Origin of the sequence: Mycobacterium stomatepiae (assembly GCF_010731715.1) — a bacterium.
In the GTDB taxonomy this organism is placed as follows: domain Bacteria; phylum Actinomycetota; class Actinomycetes; order Mycobacteriales; family Mycobacteriaceae; genus Mycobacterium; species Mycobacterium stomatepiae.
The window spans coordinates 2,008,361-2,023,866 of record NZ_AP022587.1 but is presented as its reverse complement, the minus strand read 5'-3'; the positions used below and the strand labels follow the sequence as shown (position 1 = coordinate 2,023,866).

At 66.8% G+C, this 15,506-nt stretch carries 13 protein-coding genes and 1 pseudogene; 6 read left to right on the top strand and 8 right to left on the bottom strand.

The window, feature by feature from the left end; genetic code table 11:
- Positions 1 to 32: 32 nt before the first annotated feature.
- From ppk2 to G6N54_RS09540, 4 genes are all read right to left on the bottom strand, one after another.
- Positions 33 to 920 (bottom strand): polyphosphate kinase 2, encoded by an 888-nt coding sequence (gene ppk2 / locus G6N54_RS09555; RefSeq protein WP_163789826.1) that lies wholly within the window; start codon positions 918 to 920, stop codon positions 33 to 35.
- 94 nt (positions 921 to 1,014) lie between these two features.
- The gene (locus G6N54_RS09550) at positions 1,015 to 2,529 is read right to left on the bottom strand and encodes an Hsp70 family protein (RefSeq protein ID WP_163789825.1); all 1,515 of its coding nucleotides are present in this window, start codon (positions 2,527 to 2,529) and stop codon (positions 1,015 to 1,017) included.
- A 39-nt stretch (positions 2,530 to 2,568) separates the two neighbouring features.
- Positions 2,569 to 4,836 carry a carbon starvation CstA family protein gene (locus tag G6N54_RS09545; RefSeq protein ID WP_163789824.1) on the bottom strand — a complete coding sequence of 756 codons (2,268 nt, stop codon included), beginning with the start codon at positions 4,834 to 4,836 and terminating at the stop codon, positions 2,569 to 2,571.
- Between the two features lie 36 nt (positions 4,837 to 4,872).
- Complete coding sequence (locus G6N54_RS09540) at positions 4,873 to 6,414, bottom strand: ATP-dependent DNA ligase (RefSeq protein ID WP_163789823.1); 1,542 nt, start codon at positions 6,412 to 6,414, stop codon at positions 4,873 to 4,875.
- 112 nt (positions 6,415 to 6,526) lie between these two features.
- Between G6N54_RS09540 and G6N54_RS09535 the strand changes: the two genes are divergently transcribed.
- Together G6N54_RS09535 and G6N54_RS09530 are read left to right on the top strand one after the other, a co-directional pair.
- Entirely contained in the window at positions 6,527 to 7,285 is a 759-nt protein-coding gene (locus tag G6N54_RS09535; RefSeq protein ID WP_163789822.1) for an SDR family NAD(P)-dependent oxidoreductase, read from the top strand.
- 134 nt (positions 7,286 to 7,419) lie between these two features.
- Entirely contained in the window at positions 7,420 to 9,600 is a 2,181-nt protein-coding gene (locus G6N54_RS09530) for an acyl-CoA dehydrogenase (RefSeq protein ID WP_163789821.1), read from the top strand.
- Here the strand turns inward: G6N54_RS09530 and G6N54_RS09525 are convergent.
- Complete coding sequence (locus G6N54_RS09525) at positions 9,597 to 9,947, bottom strand: Zn-ribbon domain-containing OB-fold protein (RefSeq protein ID WP_163794622.1); 351 nt, start codon at positions 9,945 to 9,947, stop codon at positions 9,597 to 9,599. The genes G6N54_RS09530 and G6N54_RS09525 overlap by 4 nt on opposite strands.
- An 82-nt stretch (positions 9,948 to 10,029) precedes the next feature.
- Here G6N54_RS09525 and G6N54_RS09520 point away from each other — a divergent pair, with 82 nt between their 5' ends.
- The 3 genes from G6N54_RS09520 (at position 10,030) to G6N54_RS09510 (ending at position 13,835) form a co-directional block, all read left to right on the top strand.
- Positions 10,030 to 11,223, top strand: coding sequence for a thiolase family protein (locus G6N54_RS09520; protein WP_163789820.1), 1,194 nt, complete (start codon positions 10,030 to 10,032; stop codon positions 11,221 to 11,223).
- A gap of 33 nt (positions 11,224 to 11,256) precedes the next feature.
- Positions 11,257 to 12,717, top strand: a complete 1,461-nt coding sequence (locus G6N54_RS09515) for a FadR/GntR family transcriptional regulator (RefSeq protein WP_163794621.1) — start codon at positions 11,257 to 11,259, stop codon at positions 12,715 to 12,717.
- Between the two features lie 152 nt (positions 12,718 to 12,869).
- Positions 12,870 to 13,835, top strand: a complete 966-nt coding sequence (locus tag G6N54_RS09510) for a sensor histidine kinase (protein WP_163789819.1) — start codon at positions 12,870 to 12,872, stop codon at positions 13,833 to 13,835.
- A gap of 55 nt (positions 13,836 to 13,890) precedes the next feature.
- Here the strand turns inward: G6N54_RS09510 and G6N54_RS29435 are convergent, their stop codons facing one another.
- From G6N54_RS29435 to G6N54_RS31030, 3 genes are all read right to left on the bottom strand, one after another.
- On the bottom strand, positions 13,891 to 14,061 hold the full coding sequence (locus G6N54_RS29435; RefSeq protein ID WP_170313036.1) for a hypothetical protein: 171 nt from the start codon (positions 14,059 to 14,061) through the stop codon (positions 13,891 to 13,893).
- Between the two features lie 231 nt (positions 14,062 to 14,292).
- A complete protein-coding gene (locus tag G6N54_RS09505) occupies positions 14,293 to 14,433 on the bottom strand; it encodes a hypothetical protein (protein ID WP_163789818.1) in 141 nt (46 codons plus the stop codon).
- Between the two features lie 105 nt (positions 14,434 to 14,538).
- Positions 14,539 to 14,664 (bottom strand): hypothetical protein, encoded by a 126-nt coding sequence (locus G6N54_RS31030; RefSeq protein ID WP_264078374.1) that lies wholly within the window; start codon positions 14,662 to 14,664, stop codon positions 14,539 to 14,541.
- Between the two features lie 357 nt (positions 14,665 to 15,021).
- On the opposite strand from G6N54_RS31030, the pseudogene G6N54_RS09500 reads away from it, so the two are divergent.
- A pseudogene (locus tag G6N54_RS09500) lies at positions 15,022 to 15,501 on the top strand (homocitrate synthase).
- The last annotated feature ends 5 nt before the right edge of the window (positions 15,502 to 15,506 follow it).

Genomic DNA, 15,506 nt, shown 5'->3' with positions numbered 1-15,506 from the left:
CGTTGCGCAATCATCACCGCATTGTTTCTAGCTCAGTCCGTCAGCGCGCGGCCCACAATCAACGGATCCGGCTCACCCACGACCTCGTCGTCCTTGTCGTCGTAGTCGCATTTGGCGAGGACATAGCGCATGGCGTTGATACGGGCCCGCTTCTTGTCGTTGCTACGCACCACGATCCACGGCGCAACGTCGGTATCGGTCGCTTTGAACATCGCTTCCTTCGCCGCGGTGTACTCCTGCCACCGATCGATCGACTCCATGTCCATCGGCGAGAACTTCCAATTCCGGACCGGATCGACCAGCCGGATGGCGAAGCGGGTGCGCTGCTCGGCCGGGGAAACGGAAAACCAGAACTTGGTCAGGCTGATCCCATTGGCGACCAACATTCCTTCGAAAAGCGGCGTCTGCTCGATGAATTCAGCGTATTGATCGGTTGAACAAAAACCCATTACTCGTTCGACGCCGGCCCGGTGGTACCACGACCGGTCGAACAGCACCATCTCCCCGCCGGACGGCAGGTGCTTGATGTAGCGCTGGAAATACCACTGCGTCTGCTCGCGCTCGGTCGGCTTCTCCAGCGCCACGACCCGCGCACCACGCGGATTGAGGTGTTCCATGAATCGCTGAATGGTGCCCCCCTTGCCGGCCGCGTCGCGTCCCTCGAAGACGATCGCGTGCCTGGCGCCGGTGCGCTTGCTGTGATTTTGCAGCTTGAGCAGCTCGATTTGCAGGCGCCGCTTCAGATACTCGTATTCGTCGCGCGACATCCGGTGGTCGTACGGATATCGTTCGCGCCACGTCTGCACGTGATTGCCGTCCCGGTCGAGCAGGATCGGGTCGTCGTCATCGTCGTCGTCGTCGTCGTTGACGGTGTAGCCGTGTTCGGGAGTGGACAGGGCTTCGAGATCTATCTCAGCCATGCATGACGCTTACCCCGCAGCCGGACTGCCCAACGTCGGCTTCGGGTGTGATTTCGGCGCATCGCGGCCCGACAAGCCGACGTTCGGCGAGGCGCTATGCGGATGCGCGCCGCTCCAGGCGGTAGGTCCGCATGAAACCGCCCGGTTGCGTCGTGAGCGTCACCTCCACGGCGCCGCTGGGCGCGACGTAGCGCTCCTCGACATCCGGCCCGTCCGTCCACCGGCCGACGGGCCGGCGCCCGAGGTCGTCGCGGTCGTGCAGCGCGGGATCGAATGGGAAGAGGACCGGATCGTAGGGCGTCACATCCCCGTCGGGGCGGCCGTTGACCAGGCGGCTGCACTCCACGAAACGGAAGTGCCCGATGTTGTGCGCCGCCCGGTAGGTACGCCGGACGACGAGCGGAGTATCGCCGTCGGGGGGCAGCGAGACGTCTTTGCCCACGATCGGATCGAAGACGACGCCGGCGCCGGCCTCGGCCTCGCGGAAGACACCGAAGTGTCGCGAAAAGCGTTCGGACAACGCGAAACCGGACTCCTTGTCGAGAAACACGGCGAGGCCGATGGCCGTGGCGGCAAACGGATGCGGTGAGCGTTTGACCCGCTTGTCACCGAAGGTGGCCCGCAGCATCCGGGAGATGAGCGGAAAGCCGCCGGCCCCGCCCACCACGTAGATGCCCGCGACCTCGGACCACGCCACATTCCGGCTGTCGTCGTGCAGGATGCGGTTGAGCAGGTCGATCGTGGGCGTGACGAGCGGCCCGCACGCCGAGTAGACATCATCGATGCCGCACGAAAATGGTGGTCGGTCGACCCCGTCCTCTATTCCCGTCAGGTCGACCAGGAAGCGGCGGGTCTGTGGCCCGACGGCCTCCTTGCGCGTCGCGCACTCCTCGCGCAGCAGGGCGAGCGCGCCGGCACCCACGTCACGCAGTTTCGCGCCGTCGACGACGAGCCGCACAATCGCCTCGTCGAAATCCTCACCGCCCAGACGTTGGATGCCTTCGCTGATCACCACCTCGTTCGAATGTCCGGTCATCTTGAGCAGCGACGCGTCGAAAGTGCCACCGCCGAGGTCGTAGATGAGCACGTATTCACGTTTGGCGGTGATCGTGGAGCGGTATCGATGGGCGTACTCCAGGCTCGCGGCGGACGGCTCGTTCAGCAGCGCGACGACGTGAAAACCCGCCGCCACGAACGCATCCAGCGTCAACAAACGCTGGGCACTCGACGCATTGGGAGGCACGCTGATGGCCGCCTCGATGGTGTCGCCCGGCGTCAGGCTGCCATTCGAGCGTTGCAGAAGATCGCTTTTCAGCTGAGCCAGAAAGCCCGTGAGCAGTTCGGTCAACCGATAGCTGCGGCCCGCCAGCGTCACCTCGGATTGTGGTCCGGCGTCGTTGAGCAGGCGTTTGACCGATCGCAGCACCGACCATTTCGGGTCGTGGCGCACGGCGGCGGCATCCACGCCGAAGCGCAGCTCGCCGGCCGCGTTGGCGGCGATGAGCGAAGGCCATGCATCGACGCCGTCGAACGAGACGACCGGGTAGTTACCCCGGTCGACGAGTGCGACGACAGTGTGGGTGGTGCCGAAGTCGATACCGACTCTCATTCCGCACAATCTTAGGGCGGTGCAGGCAACTTCGGGACTCTAGCTTTGTCCGGCGTGGCGCTCGCCGGACATCGATACCCGCGGCGCGTCCCACTGCCGCTGCACCTCCCGCTCGGCGGCGGTGGCAATCAGGCCCGCGGGCGCGAACACCTTCGACGGTATCGGGTCATCCTCGGTCAACGGCCGCCCGCCACCGCGAATTGCCTTCAGCGAGACCACAATTCCGGCGATCAATACGATGACCACCACGGCCGCGAAAAGTATCGACAGCGTGCCCTGGATGAAGGTGTTCCTGATGACTTCGTCGAGCTGGTGGACATTCTTGGCCGACCCGAAGGCCGTCTTGCCCGCGTCGCGGGCGGCCGAATATTGGGAGTGCTGTGTCCAGTAGCCGATCGCGGGATCGGCGGAGAAGATTTTCTGCCACGACGCGGTCAGCGTGACCGTCAGATCCCATGCGAGCGGGGCACCCGGAATCCACGCCCACCGCAGCAGGCCCTTCTTGATGACGATCACGGTGATCACGGTCAGTGCGATCGCCGCGAGCAGCTGGTTGGCGATACCGAACAGGGGGAACAGCGTGTTGATCCCGCCGAGCGGGTCGGTCACGCCCATCAGCAGGATGCCGCCCCAGCCCGCGCACACGGCCAGGCTGCAACCCCACACGCCGGGGCGCCAGCTCGGATTCTGCAGCTTGGCCAGCGGGCCGCCCAGGTTGCCGAGTGCGTCGGAGAGCATGAAACGCGCGACCCGGGTGCCCGCATCGACGGCGGTCAGGATGAACAGTGCCTCGAACATGATCGCGAAGTGATACCAGAACGCCTTGAGACCGGCGCCGCCGAACACCCGGTACAGGATCTCGGACATGCCGACCGCCAACGTCGGGGCTCCGCCGGTGCGCGACACGATCGACTTTTCGCCGACGCTCGTGGCGGCCTGGTTGAGTTGGTCCGCGGTCGCCGGAGTTCCGGTCAAGCCGAGTCCATTCACGTAGTCCGCCGCCGTCGCCGCGGTACCGCCGGTCTGTGCGGCCGGAGCGTTGAGGGCGAAGTACACGTGCTGGTCCAGGATCGACGCGCTGATCAGCGCCATCACGGCGACGAAGGATTCGGTGAGCATGCCGCCGTAGCCGATGAAACGCATCTGACTTTCCTTCTCCAGCAGCTTCGGCGTCGTCCCCGAGGAGATCAGCGCGTGAAAACCGGAGAGCGCGCCGCACGCGATCGTGATGAACAGGAACGGGAAGAGCGCGCCGGGAAGCACCGGGCCGTCGCCACTGGAGGCGAACCGGGAGACCGCGGGTGCCGCCAGCAGCGGGTGCGCGATGAAGATGCCGACCGCCAGCAACGCGATGGCGCCGACCTTCATGAACGTCGACAGGTAGTCGCGCGGCGCCAGCAGCAACCACACCGGCAGCACCGACGCCACGAAGCCGTAGATCGTGATCAACCAGGAGACCGTCACCGCGGACAGGGTGAACCAGGATGCGCCCCAAGAGGTTTCGCTGACCCAGCTGCCGGAGGCGACGGCGGCCATCAGCAACACGAAGCCGATCAGCGATACTTCGCCCACTCGGCCCGGTCGCAGGAACCGCAGGTAGCAGCCCATAAAGATGGCGATCGGGATGGTCATCGCGATGGAGAACACACCCCACGGGCTCTGGGCCAGACCACGCACCACCACCAGTGCCAGCACCGCGATGATCATCACCATGATGACGAGGACGCCGACGATCGCGGCGGCGCCGCCGATGTTGCCCAGCTCGTCGTGGGCCATCTGGCCCAGCGACCGGCCCCGGCGCCGGGTGGAGATCCACAGCACCAAGTAGTCCTGGACGGCGCCGGCGAACACCGCGCCGACGATGATCCAGATGCTGCAGGGCAGGTAGCCCATCTGAGTGGCCAGCACCGGGCCGACGAGTGGTCCGGCTCCGGCGATCGCGGCGAAGTGATGGCCGAACAGCACCCGGCGGTCGGTGGGCACGTAGTCGGTGCCGTCGTCGAAAATCTCGGCGGGTGTGGCGTGGTCGTCACGTGGGCGGACGATCTTCATTTCGATCAACCGCGCATAAAAGCGGAAACCGAGAATGTAGGTACAGATCGCCGCGACCACGATCCAGACGGCGTTCACAGGCTCCCCGCGCAGGAACGCGATGATCGCCCAGGCGACGGCACCGATCGCCGCGATGATCGCGAAGACGATCTTGTTCCGGACGGTGATGGGGGAGCGGTCGATGATGGCGACGGGCGGCAGGTCGTCATGCGTGCGGATGTAGCTGACATCTTTGTCGTGCACAGTCACGGTCAAACCCTACGACGATGCGCACCCCGTCGCCGGGGTGAATTAATACAGCGCACGGACGTTGTCGATGGTGTCTGCTTCGGCCGGACTCTTGTCGTCGCGGTACCGAACGACGCGGGCAAACCGCAGCGCCAGCCCGCCCGGGTAGCGCGTCGAGCGCTGCACGCCGTCGAGCGCGATCTCGACGACCTGCTCGGGACGCAGTTCGACCACCCGTTGATTCAGCAAGCCGTCCGTCGAACTGACGGCGAGTTCGGTGAACCGCGCCGTCTGCCACTCCAGCATGGCATCGGTCATGCCCTTGAAAGTCTTTCCCACCATGATGAATTCGCCCGTTGTCGGGTCGCGGGCGCCCAGATGGATGTTGGAGAGTTTGCCGGTGCGGCGTCCCGAACCCCATTCGACGGCGAGCACCACCAGGTCGAGCGTGTGGACCGGCTTGACCTTGAGCCAGCCCGCCCCGCGCCGGCCGGCAAGGTAGGGCGAGCCCGGTGCCTTTGCCATCACCCCTTCGTGACCGGCGGCCAGCGTGGCCTGTAGGAATGCCACGGCGGCTTCGCGATCGGAGGTGGCCAGCCGGTCGACCCGCTGGGCGGCGGGCACCAGCGCGTCCAGGGCGGCGAGGCGCTCGGTGGTCGGCGCGTCGAGCAGATCGACCCCGTCGCGGTGCAAGATGTCGAAGAAGAACACCGAAAGCGGTTGCGCCGCTTGGGCTGCGCTCACATCGACCGATCGGCCGAATCGGGAAGCGGTGACCTGAAAGCGGTGCGGCCGGTTGTCGGGCCGCAGCGCGATCGCCTCGCCGTCCGCGATCAGATCGGTGACCGGAAGCGCCAGCGTCGCCTCCACCACCTCGGGCAGCCGCGCGGTGACGTCGTCCAGGCTCCGGGTGTAGACCGTGACCGCGTCCCCGGCGCGGTGAATCTGCACCCGCGCGCCGTCCAGCTTTGCTTCGAAAATCGTTGCACCGCCGTGACGTTCGAGCGCTTCGGCCACACCGGTCGCGGTCTGTGCCAGCATCGGGCCGACCGGCTGGCCCACCCGCAGGCTGAATGCTTGCAGCGCCACCGCGCCGCCGGACAGGGCGGCCGACGCCGCCGAGGGCAGATCGCCGCCCAGCATCGCCGCGCGCTGAACCGCGGCGGCCGGGAGGTCGGCGGCCTTGGCGACCGCGTCAGCCATGATTCCGGCCAGTGCTCCTTGGCGCAGTTCGCCGGACAGCAGCCGGACCAGGAACGTTTGCTCGGACTCGGTCGCGGCGGCGAACAGCGCCGCGAGCAGTTCGGCCCGGCGCGCCTGCGATCCCTTGCCCGCGACGGCGCCGATCTCGGTGAAGGTGGTGTGCACGCCGGTGACGGTGAGCCGCGGCTCGGCGGCCGGCGGCGGCCGCGACCGCAACGACGCCCAGCCGACGCCGATCTGGCGTTGCGGAAGTTCGCCGGAGAGCCACGACACCACGATCGCGACCACCTCGGGGTCCGGTGCGGCGCGGGTCAGCAGATCGGCGATGCGCGCTACCTTGGTCAACCGGGACGACGTGGCGCCGACATCAGTCGACGTAGCTACCACCTCGAGAAGGAGCACGATCGTCAGCTTGGCACGGCTCGGTGACAACCCGTCCGGGCGGACACGCTAGCGTTCCAACGTAACGTTACAGATTACGCAGGATCTGACAACCCAAAAAGGAGACGTCCGGATGGAGATCAATGGGAAGAAGGCCGTCGTCATCGGCGGCGCGTCGGGGATGGGTCGTGCCACGGCCGAGCTGTTCGCCGAGCGCGGGGCGGATGTCGCCATCTTCGACCGCGAGGGTTCCGACGGCAAAGCGGTTGCCGAGGGCATCGGTGGCGCGTTCTACCCGGTCGACGTCACCGACTTCACCGGCACAGAGGAGACCCTGCAGACCGCGGTCGACAAGCTGGGCGGTCTGCATGTCGTGGTCACCACGGCCGGTGGCGGCATCGCCAAGCGCACGCTGACCAAGTCGGGTCCTCATGACCTCGAATCCTTCCGATCGGTCATCGATCTCAACCTGATCGCCACCTTCAACATCAGCCGGCTGGCCGCGGCGCACATGGCCAAGAACGAGCCCGAAGACGACGAGCGCGGCGTCATCATCAACACCGCTTCGATCGCCGCCTTCGAGGGCCAGATTGGGCAGGTCGCCTACACCGCCGCCAAGGCGGCGATTGCGGGCATGTGTCTGACGATGGCCCGCGACCTGGGATCGATGGGCATCCGGGCGCTGGCAATCGCCCCGAGCCTGTTTCTCACCGGTTTGACTTCGATGGTTCCCGACGAGATGGCGGCGACGCTGACGCGCGACGCGGCCTTCCCCAAGCGGATGGGCCGGCCCGAGGAGTACGCGAAGCTGGCGTTGGCCATCGTCGACAACCCGATGCTCAACGGGCAGTGCCTGCGGCTGGATGCCGGACAGCGCTTCGCGCCCAAGTAGCCGGATGGGGGCCCGCTATTGGTCCGAGCGCAATAAGTACACTCTTTAAGCAGCCGCCCCGCTCCCCCCTCGGAGCGGGGCCGGCCGACCACCCGGCGACGTGGCGGGGCGGGTACTGGCGCGAGGAGGTCCCCATGGGTATCGCACTTACCGACGACCATCGCGAGCTCGCCGAGGTCGCTCGCGCATTCCTGACGTCGCAGAAGGCGCGTCCGGCCGCGCGCGCACTGCTGGACAGCCCCGACGAGACCCGGCCCACGTTCTGGCCGGACATCGTCGAACTCGGCTGGCTCGGCCTGCATGTCGACGAGGAGCACGGTGGCTCCGGCTACGGGTTGCCCGAGTTGGTCGTGGTGATCGAGGAACTCGGCCGCGCGGTTGCCCCGGGCCCGTTCGTCCCGACGGTGATCGCCTCGGCGGTGATCGCCAAAGACGGCTCAGCCGAACAAAAGTCGCGGTTACTGCCCGGCCTGATCGACGGCACCGTCACCGCGGGCATCGGCCTGGACAGCCGGGTGCAGGTCAACGACGGTGTCGCCGAGGGAGAGGCGGCCGGGGTCGTGCTGGGCGCGGGCCTGGCCGAGCTGCTACTGATCGCCGCCGGCGGCGACATCCTGCTGTTGGACCGCGGCCGCGACGGTGTCTCGGTCGAGGTGCCCGACAACCTCGACCCGACCCGGCGTTCCGGGCGCGTCCGCCTCACCAACGTCAGCGTCGGCTCCGACGACGTCATCGCGGGGGCGCGGGAATCGGCACTCGCCCGGGCGCGGACCCTGTTGGCGGCCGAGGCGGTGGGTGGATCGTCCGACTGGGTCGACGCCGCCGTCGACTACGCCAAGGTGCGCCAGCAATTCGGCCGCACCATCGCCACCTTCCAAGCGGTCAAGCATCATTGCGCGAACATGCTCGTTGCCGTGGAGTCGGCGACCGCCGCGGTATGGGACGCCTCGCGTGCGGCCACAGAAGACTCGTCCGAAAACGAGGAGCAGTTCCGCCTGATCGCGGCAGTTGCTGCGGCACTGGCATTTCCGGCGTATGCGCGCAACGCCGAACTCAACATCCAGGTGCATGGCGGCATCGGCTTCACCTGGGAGCACGACGCGCATCTGCATCTGCGCCGGGCGCTGGTGACGTCGGCCCTGTTCGGTGGCGACACCCCGGCCCGCGACGTGTTCGAGCGCACCGCGGCGGGCGCGGTCCGGGAAAACAGCCTGGACCTGCCGCCGGAGGCTGAGGAGCTGCGCACCCGTATCCACGCCGACGCCGCCGAGCTCGCCGCGCTGGACAAGCAGGCGCAACGCGACGAGCTGATCGCGACCGGCTACGTGATGCCGCACTGGCCCAAGCCGTGGGGGCTGGCCGCCGACGCGGTGGAGCAGCTGGTCATCGAGGAAGAGTTCAAGGCGGCCGGCATCAAGCGCCCGGACTACGGCATCACCGGATGGGTGATCCTGACCCTGATCCAGCACGGAACAGACTGGCAGATCGAAAGATTCGTCGAAAAGGCGTTACGCAAGGACGAGATCTGGTGCCAGCTGTTCTCCGAACCCGAAGCGGGCTCGGATGCGGCGTCCATCAAGACCAAGGCCACCAGGGTCGAGGGCGGCTGGAAGATCAACGGCCAAAAGGTGTGGACCAGCGGAGCGCACTACTGCGCTCGCGGCCTGGCCACGGTGCGCACCGACCCGGATGCGCCGAAGCACGCCGGCATCACCACGGTGATCGTCGACATGAACGCGCCCGAGGTCGAAGTGCGGCCGCTGCGGCAGATCACCGGCGGCTCGGATTTCAACGAGGTGTTCTTCAACGACCTGTTCGTTCCCGACGAGGACGTGGTGGGCACACCCAACTCGGGGTGGACGGTCGCGCGGGCGACCCTGGGCAACGAGCGGGTCAGCATCGGCGGCAGCGGGTCGTTCTACGAGGGCCTGGCGACCGCATTGGTGGAGCTGGCTCAGCAGCATTCAGATCGGTTGGCGGGCGCGGATATTCGGGTGGGGTCCTATCTTGCCAACGAAACCGCGCTGCGGCTGCTCAACCTGCGCCGGGTGGCCCGCAGCGTCGAAGGCGCGGGGCCGGGGCCGGAAGGCAACGTGACCAAGCTGAAGCTGGCCGAGCACATGGTGGAGGGCGCCGCGATCATGGCGGCGCTGACCGGGCCCGAGGTCGCGCTGGTCGACGGGGCGGGAGCGGCGCCGGGCCGGCTGATCATGGGTGCTCGCGGTATGGCGATCGCCGGCGGCACCTCGGAAGTCACCCGCAACCAGATCGCCGAGCGGATTCTGGGCATGCCGCGCGATCCGCTGATCAACTAGCCGGCGGCTGGTGCGAACAACGGCGCGCCGCCGGCGCCCTTCTCGGGCCGGATGCTGACGGGCATCCCGCACGTCACCGAATCCGGTTCGCAATCAACGATATTGGCGGCCACCCGAAGCCCGGCTTGCTCGGTGAGCTCGACGATGGCGATCACATAGGGGACGGGGATCTCCGGGTTGTACGGATGGTGGTTGACCGTATAGGTGAACACCGTGCCCTCTCCGGAAATCGGGCGCGCGACCAACGAGGCGCCACACTCCCGGCATTCCCCGGTCGAGGGATGCACCCAGCGTGAGCAATCGGCGCAATGCTCGATGAGCAGCGGTGACGTCGACTCGGCTGACACGGACAATGCAGTACACTCTATTGGTTCGATGCGGGTATGGTGCGGGTTCGATGGGTTCTCTCTCCTCTGACGGGCGGTGCGGATGACGTGCTTCGAAAAAGACGCGATCGTGTCCGGGATCGGGATTTCCCGAATCGGCCGGCGGACCGGGATCCCGGGGTGCGACCTCACGATGGAGGCGGTGCGTGGTGCTATCGCCGACGCCGGCCTGAAGCCCGCCGACATCGACGGCATCGCGACGCTGGGTGACACGCCGGCCGAAGAGGTCAATGCCGAACTGCAGATCGACGCCGCCGACTGTGGCAGCGGGTTCGGTACCGGCGGACTGCTGAGCCCGGTGATGTCGGCATGCCGCGCCGTGTCCGAGAAACGCGCCCGGTACGTCGTGATCTACCGGACCATCCAAATGCTCGGCGGCACGGTGCCGGTCAAGCAGGACGAAAACGCGCCCGCCCCGCCGCTGGCGCGGATGTTCGAAGTACCCGAGGGTGCCGAGAAACCCGCCGTCGGCGCGATGGACGATGTCAATGATCTGGTTGCGGCCCAGGCATATTCGGCGGCGAACTGGCTGGCGCTGAACTGCCGTCGTCACATGGAGCTGTATGGAACCACCAAAGAACAGTTGGGTTGGCTGGCGCTGAACGGCCGTCGCAACGCCGCGCTGAATCCGCTCGCGGTCTACCGCGATCCGATGACCATGGCCGACTATCTGGGGGCGCGGCTGGTGTCCACGCCGTTCGGGCTGCTGGACTGCGACGTGCCCGTCGACGGCTCGATCGCGGTGGTGGTGTCCCACGCCGAGTACGGGCCCGACTGTCCGCACCGGCCGGTGCGGGTGGAGGCGATCGGCGGGTCCGACGGCGCCGGCGGCTGGTTCCACCGCGACGACTACCCGAAGATGGCGATGTCGGACGCGGCCGCACAGATGTGGTCGCGCACCGACTTGAAGCCCAGTGACCTCGCGGTCGCCCAGCTGTACGACGGTTTCACCTATCTCACCCTCGCCTGGCTGGAGGCGCTGGGAGTCTGCGGCGACGGCGAGGCCGGCCCGTTCGTCGAGGGCGGCGCGCGGATCGCCCGCGACGGGCAGCTGCCGCTGAACACCTATGGCGGTCAACTCTCGGCGGGCCGCATGCACGGCTATTGGGCGCTGCACGAGGGATGCCTGCAGTTGCGTGGCGAGGCGGCCGACCGGCAGGTATCGCCGCGGCCCGAGGTCGGCGTGGTTTCCGTGGGCGGGGGTCCGGTCGCGGGTTGCATGCTGCTTACCTGCTGAGAATGCTTGTGGGAGTGCGGTATTGAGCTTCAGATAAGCCCTGCGCCGCCCGCGGGCGGGACAAAGAAGCTGGCTTCGACGATTGCCCGCGAAATCGAGGCGGATATCGTGCGCCGTGGCTGGCCCATCGGCGAATCGCTGGGTTCCGAACAAGCTCTGCAACAGCGCTACGGTGTGAGTCGGTCGGTGCTGCGGGAGGCCGTTCGCCTCGTGGAGCACCATCGGGTGGCCCGGATGCGCCGCGGACCGGGCGGCGGGCTGCTGATCAGCGAGCCCGACGCGGGACCCGCAACTCGCGCCGTGGTCATCTATCTCGAATACCTGGGCACCACACTGGCAGATCTGCTCAACGCGCGGCTGGTGCTCGAGCCGTTGGCGGCCTCGCTGGCGGCCGAGCGGATCGACGAAGCCGGCATCGAGCGGTTGCGAGGCGTGCTACGCGCGGAGCAACAGTGGCGGCCGGGGTTGCCGGCGCCGCGCGACGCGTTTCACATCGCGCTGACCGAGCAGTCGAAAAATCCGGTGCTCCAACTCTTTATCGACGTGTTGATGAGGCTCACCACCCGGTACGCGCTGCGGTCGCGAACCGACTCGGAAAGTGAGGCCATCGAGGCACTCGACTACATGCACCACGACCACTCCGAAATCGTGGCCGCCGTTACCGCCGGCGATTCCGCGCGGGCCAAGACGCTGTCCGAGCGGCATGTTGAAGCCGTGAATGCCTGGCTGCAAGAGCATCACCCGCGCGCCGGCCGTGCTCCGAGAGCCGGTCGCAGGCGTGAGCCGGCCGATGGGGAAGTTCCGCGCGGCAAGTTGGCCGAGGTACTGGCCGCCACCATCGGCGACGAGATCGGCTCCGGCGACTGGGAGGTCGGTTCGGTCTTCGGCACCGAGACGGCGCTGCTGGAGCGCTATCGGGTGAGCCGCGCGGTGTTACGGGAAGCGGTGCGACTGCTCGAGTATCACTCGGTCGCGCAGATGCGCCGCGGACCCGGCGGTGGGCTGGTCGTCACCAAGCCCCATGCCCAAGCCAGCATCGACACGATCGCGCTGTACCTGCAATTCCGAAAGCCGAGCCGCGAAGACCTGCGTTGCGTGCGCGACGCCATCGAGATCGACAACGTCGCCAAGGTCGTCAAACGGCGCGCCGAACCCGAGGTGGCGGCTTTTCTGCACGCCCATCGGTCGGCGCTGGACGGCACCGAGCACCCCGTTGACGATGCGCGCCAGGCAACCTCCGAGGAATTGCGGTTCCACCACGGACTGGCGCAACTGGCCGGCAACGCATTGCTGGACCTGTTCTTGAGGATCATCGTCGAGTTGTTTCGGCGGCACTGGACCAGCACCGGACAGGAGCCGCCCGCCCGCGACGACGTCGCCGCCGTCGAGCGCGCGCATTTGCGGATTCTCGACGCGATCACCGCCGGCGACGATAGCTTGGCGCGCTACCGCATTCGTCGTCATCTCGACGCCGCCGCTGCTTGGTGGCTGTGACGAACATCCGCTCATCCGAGGCGGTTTTGTGACGACTTTTCTGCATAGGGAACGCTCGCGCGGGGTACTGGGATGGGTAATGGGGCGCGGATACGTAAGGGAGCCGGTCCAGCAGGGGGTTGGCATTGGTAATGGAAAGCGGGAGCGCCGAAATGGTGAGGAGCACGGAGAACGGGCGTCAAGGCTTCGTTCATTCCGCGCTCCTCTATCACTCGCAACGGGAATACCTGGACGCGGTGGTGCCCTTTGTCCTCGAAGGCTTGGCGGTGGACGAGCCGGTCCTCGTGGCGGTGCCGGGTGACTATTTGGGCTTGCTACGCGACGCGTTGGGTGGCGACGGCGCGACGGACAGGCTGCGGCTGGTGGACATCGCCGAGGTTGCGCGCAACCCGAGCCGGTTTCTGGCGCTGGAGGGCTCCTTTGTCGAGGAGAACGCGGATCGGCGCGCGCGGATAGTGAGCCAAGTCTGCTGGCCCGAGCGCAGTGCGGACGAGTTTCTCGCCTGCCTGCAGCACGAGGCGCTGGTCAACAGCGCGTTTGAAGATCGGCAGCTCAGCGCGCTGTGCCTTTACGACGCGGAACGGCTGGACGACGATGTGCTGGCAGGCGCTCGTTCGACTCATCCGCTGCTGTGGAAATGCGGTTCGCTGCAACACAGCGCCGACTACGCGCCGGACGACGTGCTGGCGCGGTGCAATCAGCCCCTGGACGCCAATCCGGGCGCGGTGACCTACATGGTCCGCAAATCGGCGGACCTGCGCCCGGCGCGGTCGTTCGCCGTCAACTACGCCGGCTGGGTCGGGCTGTCCCAGGACGGCATCGAAGACCTGCAACTGGTCGCCACCGAGCTGGCCACCAACAGCCTGATGTACACCGATGGCGCGTGCCGGTTGGCCTTTTGGCGCGACGACGATCACCTGGTGTGCGAGGCGCGCGACAACGGGCGCCTCGACGATCCGCTGGTGGGACGCCTGGACCCGGGTCCGACCGGCCCGGCCAGCCGCGGGTTGTTCCTGGTCAACGCCATCTCGGATCTGGTCCGCACGCACACCGCGAGCACCGGGACGACGATTCAGGCATATCTGCGGCTGAACTCTTCGGCCGGGCCAATCAGCTGACGGGAAGGCGGCCCGCCAGGAACCCAGGTTCCCGGCGGGCCGCCTTCCCGAACGGTTAGAGGCAGACGATCAATATGCAGGTGCCGCCGCTACTGCCGCCAAGAACGCCGCCGCCGCCGGCGCCGCCCGCTGCCGTCGAGCATCCTGTCGGCAGTACCAACAGTGCGGCCACCCCAAGGGCGGCTGCACTGGCTTTGAGGGTTTTCTTGGTGGAGTGCGACTTCATCGTCGTGCCTTTCCGAGAGGGGACAGATGGCCTTCTTGGTTGATGCCTTCGCCGGTTACCCCCTGTTGCACACGTGCAAGCCGGATTTCGTGATGTTTCTCACGATTAGCTTTGTCATATGCGTACTGGCACAACGGAATAGCGAAAATGCGCCGCGGGTAGCGAGGCTGCAGACCCGAATGGGTGGCGTTCACGCGGTGGAAACCTCCGCATCGCCGGGTGTGGGTCGCGCTAGAGAGTGGGGAGGTTGATGCTCAGCCCGCCGCTGCCACCCGTGCCGCCCACTGCCGTCGAACATCCCGTCGGTACCAGCATCACTGCGACCAGACCGGCCGTCGCTGCGGCAACGTTGAGAGCCTTCTTGGCGGTCATCGACTTCATTGTCGTTTGCCTTTCATGTGAGGGGTTGCAACCCGCTCGCGGCTGAAGCGACGAGGGGATCGCCCCAGTTCGAACTAGGTAAACATGTTGAGTGGATCAGTTCTGCGCTGCCGCTACCGGCTCCCACGCTGAGGACCACCTCGTCGGCACCAGCAACACTTCGAGCAGCCCCCGCGCCACTGCCGCTGCGTCGAGCGCCTTCTCGGTTGCCGTCGGCATCATTGTCATCGCCTTTCGTCTGGGAGGGGGTGAGGCGACGACGGGATAGCCGCTATTCGACACGTGTAAGCCTGTTTAACCCGCGTAACGCGGACACCCGGCCGGAAATGAAGTTGCACCGGCCGACCTACGGCGTCTAATGTCGGGTTCGTGCGTCTTCTCACGAGTGCCGTAGTAGCCAGCACCCGCAGCGGGGTCTGATCCAGACCGACCCCCCGCTGTGGGTCGGAAGCTACTACCGTCGGTCGCTCCTTTCGACCAGAGAAGACCGAAACCGTGCCTCTTACCCAGCCTCGTACGAAGCCCCTTTCAGAGCCTTTTTCTAGGCCGCTCGCCCGTTCGGAGCGCAATCCCGTCAGCGTGCCTGCGTGCCGCCGCGACGCCAACGCGTGGTTCGGCGATCACTTCGGGGTCGCCCTGCCGCGCGGGCTGCGGGAACAGGCCGGCTCGATGACGTGGGAAAACTTCGTGACCGCCTACGGTGACGCCGCCGGCCCGCTGCGGCTGGGGCACTGGGTGTGCGCCGACACCGAGCGACCCACGGGGCGGCTAGGGCCGCAGGCCCGCAATTTCCGGGCAATGATCACCGTCGGTGACTGCAACCGCACCTCGACCGCGGCCGCCAGCGGACCGATCGCCGCACTCACCGCGATGCTGCACGAACGCGGGATCGCAATCGAAACATTGAAGTTTCACCAGATGGCGTCGGATGGGTGAACCGCCACGTTCATCTGCGGCAGCGACGGCATCCGTACCGAATGGGCTGTAGATCTAGCGGAGGATCCGACGCAGTCGGCATTGCGCGCGCTGATCGCGTGCGCGAACCGACTGATGGTCTGATCTCA